We start from the raw sequence: 15,965 nt of genomic DNA, 5'->3' as shown, positions 1-15,965 counted from the left end.
CCCTCTTGTTTTCGTCGCGCGGCGGTGTGCGTGTCTGCGCTCCTCTCTTTTCCCCGGCCCCCCCCCCGCCCCCGGCGCGGGGGGGGGGGGGGCCCCCCCCCCCCCCCCCCCCTTCCGTGCTCCGGGTCAGGGAGTGATCATCACCTTGAGCGCGCTGCGGTCGTCCATCGCGCGGTAGCCGTCCGGGACCCCGTCGAGGGTGACGGACCGGTCGAAGACGGGCGCCGGGTCGATCGCTCCGCTGAGCACGTCCGCCAGCAGCTCCGGGATGTACGCCCGGACCGGGGCGACGCCGCCGCGCAGGGCGATGTTCCGGTCGAACATGACACCGAGGTCGAGGCCGGTGCCGCTGCCGTGCGGGACGCCGACGTAGCCGATGGCCCCGCCGTCGCGGGTGATGTTCACGGCGGTCCGCATGGACTGCTCGGTGCCGACCGCCTCGATGACGCCGTGGGCGCCCTGGCCGCCGGTGAGCTCGCGCACGGCCGCCTCGGCGGCCTCGCCGCGCTCGGCCACCACGTCGGTGGCCCCGAAGAGCTTCGCGATGTCCGTACGGGCCGAGTGGCGGCCCAGGGCGATGATCCGGTCGGCGCCCAGGCGCTTGGCGGCGAGCACGCCGCACAGGCCGACCGCGCCGTCGCCGACGACGGCCACGGTCGAGCCCTTGCGGACGCCCGCGCCGAGCGCGGCGTGGTGGCCCGTGCCCATGACGTCGGACAGCGCCAGCAGTGCGGTGAGCAGGTGGTCGTCGGAGACGGCCTCGGCGGGCAGCTTCACCAGGGTGCCGTCGGCGTGCGGCACGCGGACGGCCTCGCCCTGGCCGCCGTCGTGGCCGACCGAGCCCCAGAATCCGCCGTGCTCGCAGGAGGTGTAGAGGCCCTCGGAGCAGTAGGCGCAGGTGCCGTCGGACCACATGAAGGGGGCGACGACGAGGTCTCCGGCACGCAGGCCGGAGACGGCGGATCCGGTCTCCTCGACGATGCCGAGGAACTCGTGGCCGATCCGCTGGCCGGGCTGGCGCGCGGCCTCGCCGCGGTAGGCCCAGAGGTCGCTGCCGCAGATGCAGGCGCGCAGGACGCGGACGACGGCGTCCTCGGGGCGCTGGATCGCAGCGTCGGGCACCTCCTCCACGCGGATGTCGTGCGGGGCGTGGATGACCGTGGCGCGCATGGTGGTGCAGTCCTCCGGCTAGGGGGTGGTGGAGCCCTGTAGGGCCTCCTTACCGTACGCCTGCACCGGAGCGGCTGCTTCCGCGGCCAGCAGGTACTGGGCCGCCAGGTACGTGGCCATGATCCAGAAGTCCGGGCGGGGCAGTTGCGGCCACTCGGCCACCCCGGTGGCGATGAGCGTGTCGGAGAGCAGGAACAGCGCCCCGCCGAGGCCGGTCGGCCACCCGAGGGCGCTGGAGCGGTACGCCATGGCCGTGAGCAGCAGGCTGTACCCGGCCACGGGGATCCGCAGCTCGGCGGGCAGGTCGCCCCAGAGCAGGGCGACCGTGGAGAGCAGCGCGACGGCGTACACGGCCCCCAGCGCGGGTCCCGTGCGGCGGCGGCCGAAGAGCACGAGGTAGCAGACGTGCCCGGCGGCGAAGGAGCCCATGCCGATCAGGAAGGCGGGGTCGGCGTCGGAGAGCAGGGCCAGGTCCCCGCCCCAGCCGAACAGCAGCGCGGCGACGAGCAGCCGCGGCGCGGCGCCCCGCGCGATCACGTGGGCGACGAGCAGCGGCATCAGCAGCGGCTTGGCGATCACGTGGCCGAGGTGCCAGCCGGCCAGCAGCGAGCCGAGGTCGAAGGCGGTGGCGAGGGCGAAGGCGGCGAGCAGCAGCGGGGCGGCCCGGCCGGTGCTCCGCGAGGCGGCGGGGCGCGCCCAGGAAGGCGTGCGGGAGCGCGCGTCCGCGGCGGGACCGGACTCGGTTCCGGCGCTCACGCGGCGGGTTCCGGGGTCTTGGCGGATGCGGCCGATTCGGCCGGGGCGGCCGGGGCGGGCTGCCAGCCGGGGCCGCGCAGGACGCGGCCGGCGCGCTCGCGCCAGCTGCGGGCGGCCCGGACGTCGCGGGCGATGGAGGCGTACTCGTGGGTGGCGACGCGCAGCGGGTTGTACGTGGAGATGTTCTTGGTGAGGCCGAAGACGGGCTTGTCGGTCTCCCCCACCCAGGAACCGAACATCCGGTCCCAGATGATCAGGATGCCGCCGAAGTTCCGGTCCAGGTAACCGCCTTGGGAGGCGTGGTGGACACGGTGGTGGGACGGGGAGTTGAAGACGAACTCCACGGGGCGGGGCAGCTTGTCGATGCGCTCGGTGTGGATCCCGAACTGGAAGACGAGGTTGATCGAGTAGCAGAACGCGACGGCCGCCGGGTGCACGCCGAGCGCGATCATCGGCAGGTAGAACGGCCACGAGGTGGCGCTCGTCCAGGGCTGGCGCAGCGCGGTGGTGAGGTTGAACTTGCGGCTGCTGTGGTGGACGACGTGACAGGCCCACAGGATCCGGATGACGTGGTGGCCGCGGTGCTGCCAGTAGTACAGGAAGTCCTGGGCGAGCAGCATCAGCGGAACGGTCCACCACAGGACGGGGACGCGGAGCGGGGTGAGCTCGTAGACCGCGGTGTAGATCGCGACGATCGGGATCTTCCAGAGGAAGTCGAAGACGAGGCTGCCGATCCCCATGCCGAGGCTGGTGACGGCGTCCTTGGTCTCGTACCCGGCGGCGTCCTCGTCGGGATGGATGCGGTAGCTCACCAGCTCGATGACGGTGAGCAGTACGAAGGCGGGTATGGACCACAGCACGACATCGGGCAAGTTCGGCATGTCCGCACCATAGAGCGGGGCTCGGGGGCTCGGCTAGAGGTTGTTACCGATCGGTATCCATCGGGGTTACCGGCGGTTCGGAGGATGATGTCCGGTTCGAGGGGGAGGGCATGGGGATGACGGGTATCGAGACGGCCGCCGTACGGGTGGCGAGCGCGGTCGCGGCGGCGGCCGCGGGTGCGGGCACGGGAGCGGCCGCGGCCGCGAGTGCAGGAGCGGGAACGGGTACGGGTGCGGCCGAGCCGACGCGGGCGCCGGCCGGGGAAGGGGCGGGCCCGGAGTTAGCGGGCTTCGCGCGCGAGCTGGCGGCCCGCCTGGCCGCGGCCTGCGCGGGGCTCCCCGAGCCCGAGGCCCTGGCCGCGCTGGCGGCGGCCGGCGAGGCCTTCGCCGTGCCGGGTCCGCGGGACGCGCGGGCGTTCCCCTCGGCGGACCCCGGCCCGGCGGGCCGGCCGGCGGGCACCGACGGCGCGGACCCCGGCCCCGGAGACCCCACGGCGGATACCGCCCCCGGCCCCGGAGACCCCACGGCGGACCCCGGCGGGACCGGCCCCGACGGCCCCGGCCCCGGCCCGGCCCCGGGGGCCGTGTACCGCGAGCTGGTCGCGCTGTGCCTCACGGCCGCCGCGCGGTACACGACGGCCCTGCCGGCCGGGTTCGCGGCCGCGGCCTTCGAGGAGCGGTACGCCCACTACCTGGTCAGGACCCAGGGCCGGGTCCAGCTCTTCGGCCTGACCTTCAGCCAGGCCCGGCAGGAATGGCCGCTGGACCTGGCCTACATCAGCCTCGCGGTCAGCGGCGGGGAGCTCCTGGAGGAGCCCGGTCTGCAGACGCCGATGAAGGCCGAACTGGCCCTGGACGCCGCGGAGCGCGTGCTGCTGCGGGGCCCGGCCGGCTCGGGCAAGAGCACCCTCGTGCAGTGGCTGGCGCTGAACGCCGCCCGCCGCAGCTTCGGCACCCAGCTGCGGCGCTGGAACAGCCTGGTCCCCTTCGTGCTGCCGCTGCGCTCCTTCAACTCCCCCACCGGACTCCCCCGCCCGGAGGACTGGCTGCAGGCGACCGGCGTGCCGCTGGCGCCGCCGCCGGGCTGGGTCGAGGGCCTGCTCTCCGCGGGCCGGGCCCTGGTGCTGGTCGACGGGGTCGACGAGGTGCCGCCCTGGCTGCGCAGCCGGACGAAGTCCTGGCTCCGGGAGCTGCTCCAGGCCTATCCCGCATCCCGCTTCGTGGTCACCACCCGCCCTTCGGCCGTCCCCGAGGACTGGCTGACCGCCCAGGGCTTCTCCTCCCTCGCCCTGCTGCCGATGGAGCGCGACGACGTCAGCGCCTTCATCACGCACTGGCACGACTCCGCCCGCGCGAAGGCGGACGCCGACGGCGCGGACGACGGGGCCGGGGACGGTGCGGACGGCGCGGGCGGCGAAGGCTCGGAGCGGGCTCGGGAGCGGGACCTGCTGGACCGGTACGAGAAGGCGCTCCTCGACGCGGTCGGCTCGCGCCGGGACCTCGGCAGGCTCGCGACGAACCCGCTGATGTGCGCCCTGCTGTGCGCGTTGAACCGGGACCGCCGGATGCACCTGCCCCGGGCCCGCAAGGAGCTCTACGACGCCGCCCTGGACATGCTCCTGATCCGCCGTGACAGCGAGCGGGACATCTCCGGGGTCGAGGGCGTCTACCTCAGCCGGGACGAGCAGACCCTGCTGCTCCAGCGGCTCGCGTACTGGCTGATCCGCAACGGGCAGGTGGAGGCGGCGGCCGACGAGGCCATCGGGATGATCGCCGAATCGCTGGACGCCATGCCGCAGGTCAAGGCGCAGGGCACCGACCCCCAGACGGTGTTCCGGCACCTGCTGATCCGCAGCGGACTGCTGCGGGAGCCGGTCCCGGGATCGGTCCACTTCGTCCACCGCACCTTCCAGGACTACCTCGGCGCCAAGGCGGCGGTGGAGGCGCGGGACTTCGGCGTCCTGGTGCGCAACGCGCACGAGGACACCTGGGACAACGTGGTCCGGATGGCGGTGGGGCACGCCCGGCCCGACGAACGCGCCTATCTGCTGCGCCAGCTGCTCGCCCGGGCCGACCAGTCCGAGCCCGACCGCAGCCGGCTGGTGCTGCTCGCGGCCGCCTGTCTGGAGCACGCGCCCGAACTGGACCCGGAGGTCTGGCGCGAGGTGAAGGCCCGTACGGCGTGCCTGCTGCCCCCGCGCTCCCCGGGCCAGGCCGAGGAACTGGCGAAGGCGGGCGAGCTGGTACTGGAGCTGCTGCCGGAGCCCGCCGGACTCACCGAGGGCGAGGCGGCCGCGACGATCCGTACGGCGGCCCTGGTCGGCGGCGACCGGGCGCTCCAGGTGATCGCGGGCTTCCGCGCGGACGACCGCTACGAGGCCTCGCGCGAACTGTCCGACGCCTGGGGGCGGTTCCCCGTGGACGTGTACGCGGACACGGTGCTGGCGGGCACCCCCCTGCGCGCGGCCCACCTGCACGTGCGCACGCGCGACCAGATGCGGGCGCTGGAGCGGCTGCGGCACGTCCGCCGGCTGCACGTCACCTGGGACGGCCCGATCCCGCCGGAGATCGCGCGGCGCCGGGACCTGGAGTCGCTGATCCTGCACCGCAATCCGCGGCTGGCCGATCTGTCCCCGCTGGCCGGGCACCCCTCGCTGCGGCACCTGGGCGTGCTGGACTGCCCGAAGGTGGCCGGGATCGAGGTGGTGGCCGAACTGGGGGTGGACAGCCTCGCCTTCGGCTACCTGCGCGACTACCTGTCCCTGGCCCCGCTGGAGGGGGTCGCGGGCCTGCGCTCCCTGGTCATCGGCTTCGAGCCGGAGCAGCGGCGGATCGGGGACGTCCCGGCGGCGGACTCGCTGACCGAGCTGCACCTGTGGCAGGGCGCCCGGCGGATGACCCTGGACGGGATCGAACGGTGGCCGCACGTGCGGATGCTGACGGTGGCCGGGAGCGGCCAGTACCGGCAGCTGGTGCGTTCGCTGCCGCTCAGGGGCCTGGACGGCCTGCAGATCCGGCACGCGGCGCCGGTGTCGGCCGGGGCGCTGCTGCCCTACGAGCGGCTCGCCCGGCTCGTGCTGATCCGGTGCGCCCTGGAGGGGTCGCTGAAGCCGCTGCGCGAGTTCCGGGAGCTGCGCCGGCTGGTGCTGAGCGAATGCCTGGGGACCGTGGACCTGTCCCCGCTGGCCGGCCTGGACCAGCTGGTGATCGAGGTGCGCGGGGGCACGCACGTGAGCGGGGCGGAGCGGATCCCGCCGGAGCGGCTCGTCCGCAGGGACTGAGCCGCGCCGGCGGGGTCTCAGACCGTCACCAGACCCGGACCGAGCCGCCCCGGGCGAAGGCCGGGCTGGTGGCGGCCGGCGGGACCTCCGTCAGGGGCTGCGCGATCTCCGAGACGAGGGGACCGTGCTTGGCGGCCACCGCGTCGAGGAGGGCGAGGTCGAAGCCGTACACCCGGGCCGCGTTGCCGCCGACCATGGCGGCCACCTCCTCGCGCGGCAGGCCCGCGTAGGCGATGCGCAGGCCCTCGCGGGAGTAGGGCGTCGTGCCCTCGTCGTGGGGGTAGTCGCTGCCCCACATGATCTTGTCGAGGCCGATCCGGTCCCGCAGCGGGACCTCGTGGGGGCGCATGAAGCTCGCTCCCACGAAGCAGTTGTCGCGCCAGACCTCGCTCGGACCCTTGCCCATGGACTCCGCCAGGCCCGCCCCGAACTTGGCCTCGGCGGTGGCCGAGGCCGCGACCAGGCGGCCGTGGTAGTAGTCCAGCATCTCGACCACGCCGGGGATCCAGCCGGATCCCTGCTCCGTCAGGACCAGCTTCAGCCCCGGGTTGCGGCGGAAGGCCCCGCCGAAGATGAGGTGCCACAGGGCCCGGTGGGAGAACCAGGTGGTCTCCACCATGAAGACGGCCCGCGCCGCCGGTTCGTCGCCGAGCGGCGGCGAGGCCGAGCCTCCGTGGTGGTTGACCGGGACGTCCAGCTCGTCGCAGACCGCCCAGATCGGGTCGTATGAGGCCGAGTAGAGCTCCGGAACGGTGGAGCCGGGCGGGACGCCGGGCAGCAGGATGCCGCCGGTCAGGCCCGCCTCGCGGGTGCGGCGGATCTCCGCGACCGCCGCGTCCACGTCGTTCAGCAGGATCTGGACCACGCCCGCCCGGCGGCCCGGCGCGTCCGCGCAGAAGTCCGCCAGCCACCGGTTGTGGGCCTGGAGCCCGGCCCAGCGCATCTCGTACTCGGCCGCCGTCGGGGGCTGGGCCATCAGTGAGGCCTTGGGGAAGAACGGCGGGATGGTGTTGGGGAAGAGGACTTCCGCGACGATCCCGTCGGCTTCCAGCTCGGTCAGGCGGCGCTGCGAGTTCCAGTTGCGGTCCGCCGTGTCCGCGAGGAGGTCCTCGTACGGGTTCACGTAGGTGGCGGCCCAGGCGTCGAAGTCCGCGTGGTGGCGCTTCTCCAGGTACGGCTTGTAGTCCAGCAGGTCGGCGCCGGCGTGGCAGTCGGCGGAGATGACCGTGTAGCGGTCCTCGGAGCCCGCGGAACCCGCGGCGCTCACGGAACTCGACGAACTCACGGGTTCACCCCCAGCACCGGGAAGTCGTTGTCCGTCAGCCAGTGCCGGCCCACGTCGCGCGAGCGCGCCCAGGAGGCTTCGACGGCCGCCTGGTCCTCGCTCTGCCCCAGCTCGGCCGGGGTGGGTCCGATCCGGCGGGCGATCGGCGCGAGCTTCGCCGTGTCGAAGCCGAAGACGTCCGCCGCGGCCAGGCCCAGCATCCGGCGGGTCTCGTCGACCGGGATGTCGTGGAAGGTGTTCTTCAGCCAGTTGCGGGTGCTCGGCCACGTCCCCTCGGGGTGCGGGAAGTCCGAGCCCCACAGGATGTTGTCCACGCCGATCTCGTAGCGCTGGGCGAGCTCGCGCCGCTTGGTGTTGGTGGCGCAGATGAACACCTGCCGGTCCAGGTACTCGCTGGGCGGCCGCTTCAGCTCCTCGAACGGCGAGAGCTTCTTGCCGCCGTGCGCGCCGAGGTAGAGCCGGTCCATGAACCACAGCTGGTTCGGCAGCCACCAGCAGCCCGACTCGGCGACGCCGAACCTCAGGCCCGGATGCCGCTCGAAGACCCCGGACCAGAGCAGGAACCACAGCGGTCGGGCCGGCCACCAGGTGACCTCGGAGACGAAGATGCCCAGGTGGTCCCCGTACTCGTGGCGCGGCGAGGATCCCGAGTGGGTGACGATCGGCATCTGCGTCTCGGCCGCCGCCGCCCACACCGGGTCGTAACGCCGGTCGTGGTAGGGCGCCTTGTCCACCCACATGGCCGGGATCATCAGGGCGCCGAGCCCGGACGCCTTGGCCCGGTGGATCTCGGCGACGACCTTGTCCGGTTCGCCGGTGATGGGAAGCAGGGCGACCCCGCAGTGCCGCTCGGGGTTCTCGGAGACGAACTCGGCGAGCCACCGGTTGTGCGCCTGCGCGCCGGCCATGCCGAGCTCGGGGTCCTGGTCGCCGGAGAGTCCGAGGCCGACCCCGAAGGGGGCGGCGGTCTGGCTGTCCACGGCGTCGGCGTCGGGGAAGACGACCTCGGCGGCCACGCCGTCGCCGTCGAGTTCCTTCAGCCGCTGCGCGACGTCCCAGCCGCCCTTGAGGCCTTCCTCGTGGTCGTGGAACCACTTCTCGGCGAAGGCCTCGTTGCGCACGCCCAGGCGGGTGGCCTCGGCGCGGCGGGCGTCGCGCTGCCCGAGGAACTCGTCGAACGGAGCGTGGAACGCGCTGTCCAGGTAGGGGCGGTACTGCTCGGTCGGCAGCCCCGCGTGACAGTCGGAGGAGATGATCAGATAAGGGTCTTCGTACGCACTCACGACGACGCTCCTCAGTCGAGGATGAAGCTTTCCAGGTAGGAGGGGTTGGCGCGGTCGAGCATCGACCGCGACCGGGCGCGGATCTGCCGGTCGCTGTGCTCGCTGTCGGGGAGCATCCAGAAGCGGTCGGCGCGGATGCCGTCCACGACGTGGTCGGCGACGTCCTCGACGGGGGTGAAGCTGACCTCGTGGCCGGCCTGCCTCATGGCGGACTCGTACTGGTCGAGGCTGCGGTAGGGGCTCTTGCGCGGGCGTTCCTTCGCGTACCGGTCGGGCCGGTTGCGGTGCGACTCCCACAGGCCGGTGCGCAGCATGTGCGGTCCGGGGAAGAGGACGGAGGCTCCGACGGCCGCGCCCTCCGCCTTGAGGTGGGCGTAGAGCGATTCGGTCATGGTGACCACGGCCGCCTTGGTGACCGCGTACACGGAGGCGGTGGGCAGCGGGGCGATGCCGCCGTCGCCGGAGGAGGTGTTGACGATGTGGCCGGGGGCGCCGGCCGCGATCATGCGCGGGACGAAGGCCTGGATGCCGTGGAAGACGCCCCAGACGTTGACGGAGAAGGCCCATTTCCAGTCGTTGGGCTCGTGCTCCCACATCCGGCCCTCGGCGCCGGAGCCCACGCCGGCGTTGTTGCAGAGCACGTGCACCGCGCCGAAGGCCCCGTAGGCGGCGTCGGCCAGTGAGATCACGGAGTCGCGGTCGCTGACGTCGACGATCTCGGCGAGCACCTCGGCGCCGTCCGCGGCGAGTTCACCGGCCGCCTTGCGCAGGGCGCCTTCCTCCACGTCGGCGAGGACGACCTTCAGCCCCTCGGCGGCGAAGCGCCGGGCCATGGCCCGGCCGATGCCACTGGCGGCTCCGGTGACCACGGCCACCTGTCCTGGTTCGAGTCGCATGTCAGACGCTGCCTTCCGTGCTTCCCGACGGGGGTGCGTCCAGGATCTGCAGGGGGTCGTCGTAGCGCTGGTGGATGTACGGGAGCAGGGCCTGGGCGCTGACGCGTTCGACGACCCGGCCCTTCTGGTCGGTGGTCTTCTCGCCGATGGTGAGCTCGACGAGGCGGCGTACGGGGAGGTCCGCGACCGGGTCGAACATCGACTCCCGGAGCACCACGTCGCCGGTGATGTGCTCCAGCTTGCGGACCTTCTCGTTGCGCGTGCAGTGCACGAGCACCGGGTCGGAGTCGAAGCCCGAGCCGTCCACCGCGGGGAGGAACTTGAAGTAGAAGTCGGTCTTGGTGGTGGGCTCGGGCAGCGGCAGCTCCCGGTCCACCGCCCCGCGCACCTCCACGAAGGCGATGCCGTGCCGGGCCAGGGAGGCGCGGACGACGAGGCCGTCGCGCTCCACGGTGACCTCTCCGAGCTTCTTCGGCTCGCCGAAGACCTCGCGGCCGCCGACCAGGGCCCGCTCGTGGGTCATCGGCATGACCAGCGGGTACCAGCCCTCGACCCCGCCGTGCTGGGCGGCGACGGCCACCGAGCCGGCGCCGAGCGGGTAGCCGGGCAGGTCCACCTTGCTGATGTTGGCCCGCACCAGGGGCCGGTCGGCGGGCTTCAGGGGTGGCGGCAGGACCGCCGCCACCACGTCCGGGTCGCTCTCCCAGACGGCCACCACACCGGTGGACCAGATGTCGGGGAGCTTGGAACTCTTCTCGCGCGACGCCGCGATCTCCGCCTCGGTTCGCGCTCCGTACCGTACGCGTGTCATCTCTCGCATCACCCTTCCGCGGGCCCCTCCCAGCGGTGGCCGGGAGGCTCTGTAACACAGTTACACCGACACCGATGAAGGGTAAAGACCCTTGCACGCAACGGAACTGACGGATCGACAGGAAGTGGGAAGGACGGCTGTCATGGCCAGAACCACGCTGACCCGTGCCGAGGTGCTGGACGCGGCCGCCTCGCTCGTCAAACAGCACGGCCCGGCCGCCCTCACCATGCGCAAGCTCGCCGCCGAACTGGGTACGGCGGTGACCTCCATCTACTGGCACGTCGGCAACCGCGAATCCCTGCTCGACGCCCTCGTGGAGCGGACCGTGCAGGACATGGGCGCGATCCGACCGGCCGGCCGCAGCCCCGGCGACCGGATCCTGTCGGTGGCCCGGACCCTGCGCCTCGAACTGCGCGAGCGCCCGCACCTGATCGCGATGGTGCACGAGCGCGGCCTCACCGACCGGATGTTCCTGCCCGCCCAACAGGCCCTGGTGCACGAGGTGCACGCGGCCGGCCTGCGCGGATCACGGGCCGCGGACGCGGTGCGCGCGATCCAGTTCCAGATCATCGGCTTCGTCCTGGTCGAGCGCAATCGCGAACGCTCCCCGGCCCAGTCCCCCGCCGAGAGCGAGCTGTGGGACCCCGCCGACGCCCCGCACGATCCGCCGCTGGCCCGCGCGCTGGCCCGGCCGGCCGACCCGGAGCGGCTCTTCCTGCTGTCCGTACGGGCCCTGGTCACGTCCCTGCTGGCACCGGCCGGGCCGCCGCGGTAGACCGCCGTGCCCGCCGCCCGGCTCCTCGCCCGGCTCCTCGCGCGGCCCGCCGCGGGAGGCCTCCCCCACCGCCCTGGGCCCACAACCGCGAGGAGGGCCGGCCGACGGGGAGCCGTCATCCCGGACACGGGTGTCGGCGCGGCCCGATATCCTCTGTGACCATGCTCGCCGACCGTACGACCGCAGATGCGATGTGGCCGACCGCGTACCCACAGGGGTACGCGGTCGTCGACGTGGAGACCACCGGGCTCGCTCGCGACGACCGGATAATCTCCGCCGCCGTCTACCGGCTCGACGCCCAGGGCAACGTGGAGGACCACTGGTACACGCTGGTCAACCCGCTCCGCGACCCCGGACCCGTGTGGATCCACGGCCTGACCAGCGACATGCTCCAGGACGCCCCGCTCTTCAAGGACATCGCCGAGGAGTTCGCCGGCCGGCTCGCCGACCGCGTACTGGTCGCGCACAACGCGATCTTCGACTGGCAGATGATCGCCCGCGAATACGCGCGGGCCGCCGCGACCGCCCCGGTCCGCCAGCGGCTGTGCACCATCGCCCTGTCGAAGGAACTGAACCTCCCGCTGCCCAACCACAAGCTGGAGTCGCTCGCCGCGCACTTCGGCGTGGTCCAGCAGCGCGCCCACCACGCCCTCGACGACGCCCGCGTCCTCGCGGAGGCCTTCCGCCCCTCCCTGCACGCGGCCGCGCGGGACAACGTACGGCTGCCCCTGCTGGAATGCCGCGCGCTGACGGAATGGTCGGACTCCCCCGTCACCCCGCGCGTCGGGTACCAGTCCTCGTACGGCGGCTCCGGCGGAGGAACGGGGTGGCGGCCCTCGCGCAAGCGTCCGCCGTGCCCGCACCCGAACCCGGGCCGGTACACGGACGGCGCGCCCCTCAAGCAGGGCATGCGGATCGCCTTCTCCGGCGACACCTCGGTGGACCGTGAGCTGCTGGAGGACCGCGCGGTCGAGGCGGGTCTGCACATCGCCACCAGCCTGTCCCGGCTCACCAGCCTGCTCGTGACGAACGATCCGGACTCGGCGACCTCCAAGACGGTCAAGGCGAAGGCCTTCGGGACACCCGTCGTCGACGAGGCGGCCTTCACCCAGCTCCTGCGGGACGTGGCTGCGGCAGACGGGTGAGCGTCGGGCGACTCGCCCGGCGCCCCCTTTCCCGGCCCGCCGGTCCGGTCGCACCCTGTGGCCCATGGCACGTTGCGAAGTCTGCGGAAACGATTACGGCATGTCCTTCGAGGTTCATGCACAAGGAGCGGTGCACGTCTTCGACTGCTTCTCCTGCGCCATTCACCGCATGGCGCCCATCTGTGAGCACTGCCGGGTCCAGATCATCGGGCAGGGCGTCGAGGTGGAAGGCCAGTGGTTCTGCGGAGCGCACTGCGCCCGCGCCGAGGGGAAGGTGGGCATCACCGACCGGGTCTGACCACGCCCGCGGCCCGCGGCGGCGGGCCGCGCCCGTCCGTCGCCCCCGCGGCCCCGTCGTCCCTCCCTCACCTTCCCCCTCCTTCCCCTCCTCTCCTCCCTCGTTCCCTCCCCCCTGTCCGCCGCGACCCCGGACGGCCACCCGGCCGCCGGGGTCCTCGCCGCTGGGGGTACCGTCGTGGGCGTGTACCGCTTTGTGCTGACCCGGCAGTGGGTGTGCCTCACCCTCATCGGCCTCGCCCTCGTCCCCGCGATGATCAAGCTGGGGTTCTGGCAGTTCCACCGCCATGAACACCGGGTCGCGCAGAACGAGCTGATCGCGGCGAACCTGCGCGCGAAGCCCGTACCGATGACCGAGATCACCTCCCCCGGCCACGTCGTCCCGCGCGCCGATTTCTGGCGCGCCGTGACCGCCACCGGCACGTACGACTCCGCGCACGAGGTCGTCGTCCGCATGCGCACCGCGACCGACGACAAGGTCGGCGTCCACGTCCTGACCCCGCTGGTGCTGGCCGACGGCCGGGTGGTGCTCGTCAACCGCGGCTGGGTCCCGGGCGGCGACGACCCGCGCGCCTACCCGGCGGTCCCGGCCGCGCCGACCGGCGAGGTGACGGTGACCGGGCGGCTGAAGGCCGACGAGACGAGCGGCGGCAGCGGGATCAAGGACCGCAAGGGCCTCCCCGACCGCCAGGTGATGCTGATCAACAGCGCGCGGCAGGCGCAGTACCTGGGCCGGCCCGTCCTCGGCGGGTACCTCGAACTCACTTCCCCCGTACCGGCGGACGGGAAGCCCGAGGTGGTCGCCGAGCCCGACCACGACTCGATCGGCCCGCACATGGCGTACGCCGTGCAGTGGTGGCTCTTCACCTTCGCGGTGCCGGTGGGCTGGATCGTCCTCGTGCGACGCGAGAAGCGCGACCGCCAGGAGGCGGCGGCGGCCGCCGCCGCGGCCGCCGAGCGGGAGTCCGTACCGACGGCGTAGCGTGTCGGCATGGATCTTGGACTGAAGGACCGCGTCTACGTCGTCACCGGCGCCACCAGGGGCCTCGGCCACGCCTCCGCCCGCGAACTGACCGCCGACGGCGCGAAGGTGGTGCTGACCGGCCGGGACGCGGCCCGCGCCGAGTCCGCCGCGGCGGAGCTGGGCCCGAACGCGGTGGGCGTGGCCGCCGACAACTCCGACCCGCAGGCCGCCGCCCGCCTCGTCGCGACGGCCCGGGAGCGCTTCGGCCGCTTCGACGGCATCCTCATCAGCGTCGGCGGCCCGGCGCCCGGTTCGGCGGTGGACAACACCGACGCGCAGTGGACCGCGGCCTTCGAGTCGGTCTTCCTCGGCGCGGTCCGCCTCGCGCGGGCGGCCGCGGCGGAGCTGGGCGAGGGCGGTGTCATCGGCTTCGTCCTGTCGGGATCGGTCCACGAGCCCATCCCGGGCCTCACCATCTCCAACGGGCTGCGGCCGGGCCTGGCCGGCTTCGCGAAGTCCCTCTCCGTGGAACTGGGCCCGCGCGGCATCCGCGTGGTCGGCCTGCTGCCCGCCCGCATCGACACCGACCGGGTGCGCGAGCTCGACGCGCTGTCCGGGGACGTGGCCGCCGCCCGGTCCCGCAACGAGTCCGGGATCCCGCTGCGGCGCTACGGCACCCCGGAGGAGTTCGGCCGCTCGGCCGCCTTCCTGCTGTCTCCGGCCGCCTCGTACCTGACCGGTGTCATGCTCCCGGTCGACGGCGGCTCCCGCCACGGCTTCTGACGCGGGCGGGCGCCGGCTCCTACGTCACCCGCCGCGCCCGGCGGGGGGTGACGCGGAGCCGGGCCTCCGCCGGAAGGACGGGCAGGCCCACCGAGGTCCGGGCCCGGGCCAGGACCGGACCGGCCCGCCCCACCGCGCGGATCGCGCCGCGCACGCCCCGGCGCCACCGTGCGCCGGGGCGGGAGCCGGGGCGGCGCAGAGCAGGGGGCGGCCGGGGACGGCGTCAGTCGGAGAGGCCCGCGAGGTCGCGCAGGCGGCGGGCCTGGGCGGCGCGCTCGGCCGCGCGCTGCTCGTCGTAGGTCCGCGACCCCGCCGCACGGAGCAGGGCCTTGGTTTCGATCACCGCGTCCCGCGGCGGAGCCAGCAGGGCCGTGGCGAGGTCCTTCACCGCCGCGTCGAGCTCGTCCGCCGGGACGACGAGGTTCGCGAGGCCGACCCGCTCCGCCTCTTCCGCGTGGACGAAGCGGCCCGTCGCGCAGATTTCGAGCGCGCGGGCGTAGCCGACCAGCGTCGTCAGCGGCTGGGTGCCGGTGAGGTCCGGGACCAGGCCCAGGCTGGTCTCGCGCATGGCGAACTGCACGTCGTCCGCGACGACGCGCAGATCGCACGCGAGGGCAAGCTGGAAACCGGCACCGATCGCGTGCCCCTGTACGGCGGCCACGGAGATGATGTCGTTGCGCCGCCACCAGGTGAACGCTTCCTGGTACTCGGCGATGGTGGAGTCGAGCAGTTCGTCCGAACCGCGCGCCAGGTCGATGAACGACGGCTCGCCCTCGAAGCCTTCGGGGGTGAATGCCTGCCGGTCGAGCCCTGCGGAGAAGGACTTCCCTTCGCCGCGCAGCACGACGACCCGGACGGTGCCCGGCAACGACCGTCCGGCCTCCGTCAACGCCCGCCAGAGCGCGGGGGACTGAGCGTTTCGCTTGGCCGGATTGGTCAGTGTCACCGTGGCGAGCGTGTCGTCGACGGTGAGCCGTACGCCGTCCTTGTCGAGCAGAGCCATCTGGGTGCCTCCGGTGGGCTGTGCGGTCGGTCGGCCGCAATGTCGGCCTAAGTGACTGCACAGTAACCACCCGGCCGGCCATGGAACCGACCGGGGGTCACCGAAGGCGGTGGAACCTCACTGCAAGTGAAACGGAACCGCAAGTGGAACCCGGACCACTGGGGGAACGGGAACCGGTGAAGCCCAGTACGGAACGACCGCTGGATCCACGGGGGAACCGTCGGTCAGGCCGTAGCCGCCTTCTTGCCGCGCGTCGCGCCACCGCGACCTCGCAGCGTGACTCCGGACTCGCTGAGCATCCGGTGGACGAATCCGTAGGACCGGCCGGTCTCTTCGGCCAGCGCCCGGATACTCGCACCGGAGTCGTATTTCTTCTTCAGGTCTGCCGCGAGCTTGTCACGCGCGGCGCCGGTTACCCGGCTGCCCTTCTTCAGAGTTTCGGCCACCCGTGCCTCCTCTATGGGAAGTGCGCTCTGGACTTCTCATGATCACCCCTCCCCGGCTTCCTGGCCACCCATTCAGCAAGGTCCGTACGACGGCATTTCCCGCGGGGTGGACACCCGAGCAGAACGGAATCTCCTCTTCCGGTGCATGACCTCCGTCACATTCCCTCGTGCCCGGGGCGAATCACCAGG

15 protein-coding genes are annotated in these 15,965 nt (G+C 73.1%); 6 read left to right on the top strand and 9 right to left on the bottom strand.

Annotated features, from left to right (window positions below; all coding sequences use genetic code 11):
- Positions 1-126: 126 nt before the first annotated feature.
- The 3 genes from ACWF9Z_RS21995 to ACWF9Z_RS21985 form a co-directional block, all read right to left on the bottom strand.
- Positions 127-1,170 (bottom strand): zinc-dependent alcohol dehydrogenase family protein, encoded by a 1,044-nt coding sequence (locus ACWF9Z_RS21995; RefSeq protein WP_453604420.1) that lies wholly within the window; start codon positions 1,168-1,170, stop codon positions 127-129.
- 18 nt (positions 1,171-1,188) lie between these two features.
- On the bottom strand, positions 1,189-1,824 hold the full coding sequence (locus ACWF9Z_RS21990) for a lysoplasmalogenase (protein ID WP_453604475.1): 636 nt from the start codon (positions 1,822-1,824) through the stop codon (positions 1,189-1,191).
- Between the two features lie 98 nt (positions 1,825-1,922).
- Positions 1,923-2,807 carry a sterol desaturase family protein gene (locus tag ACWF9Z_RS21985; protein ID WP_453604419.1) on the bottom strand — a complete coding sequence of 295 codons (885 nt, stop codon included), beginning with the start codon at positions 2,805-2,807 and terminating at the stop codon, positions 1,923-1,925.
- Positions 2,808-2,923: 116 nt separating this feature from the next.
- Between ACWF9Z_RS21985 and ACWF9Z_RS21980 the strand changes: the two genes are divergently transcribed.
- Positions 2,924-6,088 (top strand): NACHT domain-containing protein, encoded by a 3,165-nt coding sequence (locus ACWF9Z_RS21980; RefSeq protein ID WP_453604417.1) that lies wholly within the window; start codon positions 2,924-2,926, stop codon positions 6,086-6,088.
- A 25-nt stretch (positions 6,089-6,113) separates the two neighbouring features.
- On the opposite strand, the gene ACWF9Z_RS21975 is transcribed toward ACWF9Z_RS21980, so the two are convergent.
- Genes ACWF9Z_RS21975 through ACWF9Z_RS21960 form a run of 4 tightly spaced genes read right to left on the bottom strand, consistent with a single transcriptional unit; the run spans position 6,114 to position 10,363 of the window.
- Entirely contained in the window at positions 6,114-7,373 is a 1,260-nt protein-coding gene (locus ACWF9Z_RS21975; RefSeq protein ID WP_453604415.1) for an amidohydrolase family protein, read from the bottom strand.
- A complete protein-coding gene (locus tag ACWF9Z_RS21970; protein ID WP_453604413.1) occupies positions 7,370-8,656 on the bottom strand; it encodes an amidohydrolase family protein in 1,287 nt (428 codons plus the stop codon). The genes ACWF9Z_RS21975 and ACWF9Z_RS21970 overlap by 4 nt, the downstream gene beginning before the upstream one ends.
- An 11-nt stretch (positions 8,657-8,667) precedes the next feature.
- On the bottom strand, positions 8,668-9,552 hold the full coding sequence (locus ACWF9Z_RS21965; protein ID WP_453604412.1) for an SDR family NAD(P)-dependent oxidoreductase: 885 nt from the start codon (positions 9,550-9,552) through the stop codon (positions 8,668-8,670).
- A 1-nt stretch (position 9,553) separates the two neighbouring features.
- On the bottom strand, positions 9,554-10,363 hold the full coding sequence (locus ACWF9Z_RS21960) for an acetoacetate decarboxylase family protein (RefSeq protein WP_453604410.1): 810 nt from the start codon (positions 10,361-10,363) through the stop codon (positions 9,554-9,556).
- Positions 10,364-10,505: 142 nt separating this feature from the next.
- Between ACWF9Z_RS21960 and ACWF9Z_RS21955 the strand changes: the two genes are divergently transcribed.
- The 5 genes from ACWF9Z_RS21955 to ACWF9Z_RS21935 all read left to right on the top strand — a co-directional run bounded on the left by ACWF9Z_RS21955 (position 10,506) and on the right by ACWF9Z_RS21935 (position 14,327).
- Positions 10,506-11,138 (top strand): TetR/AcrR family transcriptional regulator, encoded by a 633-nt coding sequence (locus ACWF9Z_RS21955; protein WP_453604408.1) that lies wholly within the window; start codon positions 10,506-10,508, stop codon positions 11,136-11,138.
- A gap of 155 nt (positions 11,139-11,293) precedes the next feature.
- Positions 11,294-12,283, top strand: coding sequence for a DEDDh family exonuclease (locus tag ACWF9Z_RS21950; protein WP_453604407.1), 990 nt, complete (start codon positions 11,294-11,296; stop codon positions 12,281-12,283).
- Positions 12,284-12,347: 64 nt separating this feature from the next.
- Complete coding sequence (locus ACWF9Z_RS21945; protein WP_215031936.1) at positions 12,348-12,581, top strand: hypothetical protein; 234 nt, start codon at positions 12,348-12,350, stop codon at positions 12,579-12,581.
- Positions 12,582-12,764: 183 nt separating this feature from the next.
- Entirely contained in the window at positions 12,765-13,562 is a 798-nt protein-coding gene (locus ACWF9Z_RS21940) for an SURF1 family cytochrome oxidase biogenesis protein (protein WP_453604405.1), read from the top strand.
- A gap of 9 nt (positions 13,563-13,571) precedes the next feature.
- Positions 13,572-14,327, top strand: a complete 756-nt coding sequence (locus ACWF9Z_RS21935) for an SDR family oxidoreductase (RefSeq protein ID WP_453604404.1) — start codon at positions 13,572-13,574, stop codon at positions 14,325-14,327.
- Positions 14,328-14,550: 223 nt separating this feature from the next.
- On the opposite strand, the gene ACWF9Z_RS21930 is transcribed toward ACWF9Z_RS21935, so the two are convergent.
- Positions 14,551-15,330 (bottom strand): enoyl-CoA hydratase/isomerase family protein, encoded by a 780-nt coding sequence (locus ACWF9Z_RS21930; RefSeq protein ID WP_453604402.1) that lies wholly within the window; start codon positions 15,328-15,330, stop codon positions 14,551-14,553.
- A gap of 224 nt (positions 15,331-15,554) precedes the next feature.
- Positions 15,555-15,776 (bottom strand): helix-turn-helix domain-containing protein, encoded by a 222-nt coding sequence (locus ACWF9Z_RS21925; RefSeq protein ID WP_018518904.1) that lies wholly within the window; start codon positions 15,774-15,776, stop codon positions 15,555-15,557.
- Between the last annotated feature and the right edge of the window lie 189 nt (positions 15,777-15,965).

It is taken from the genome of Streptomyces sp. NPDC054961, assembly GCF_053609145.1.
This window is presented reverse-complemented; position numbering and strand designations above follow the sequence as displayed.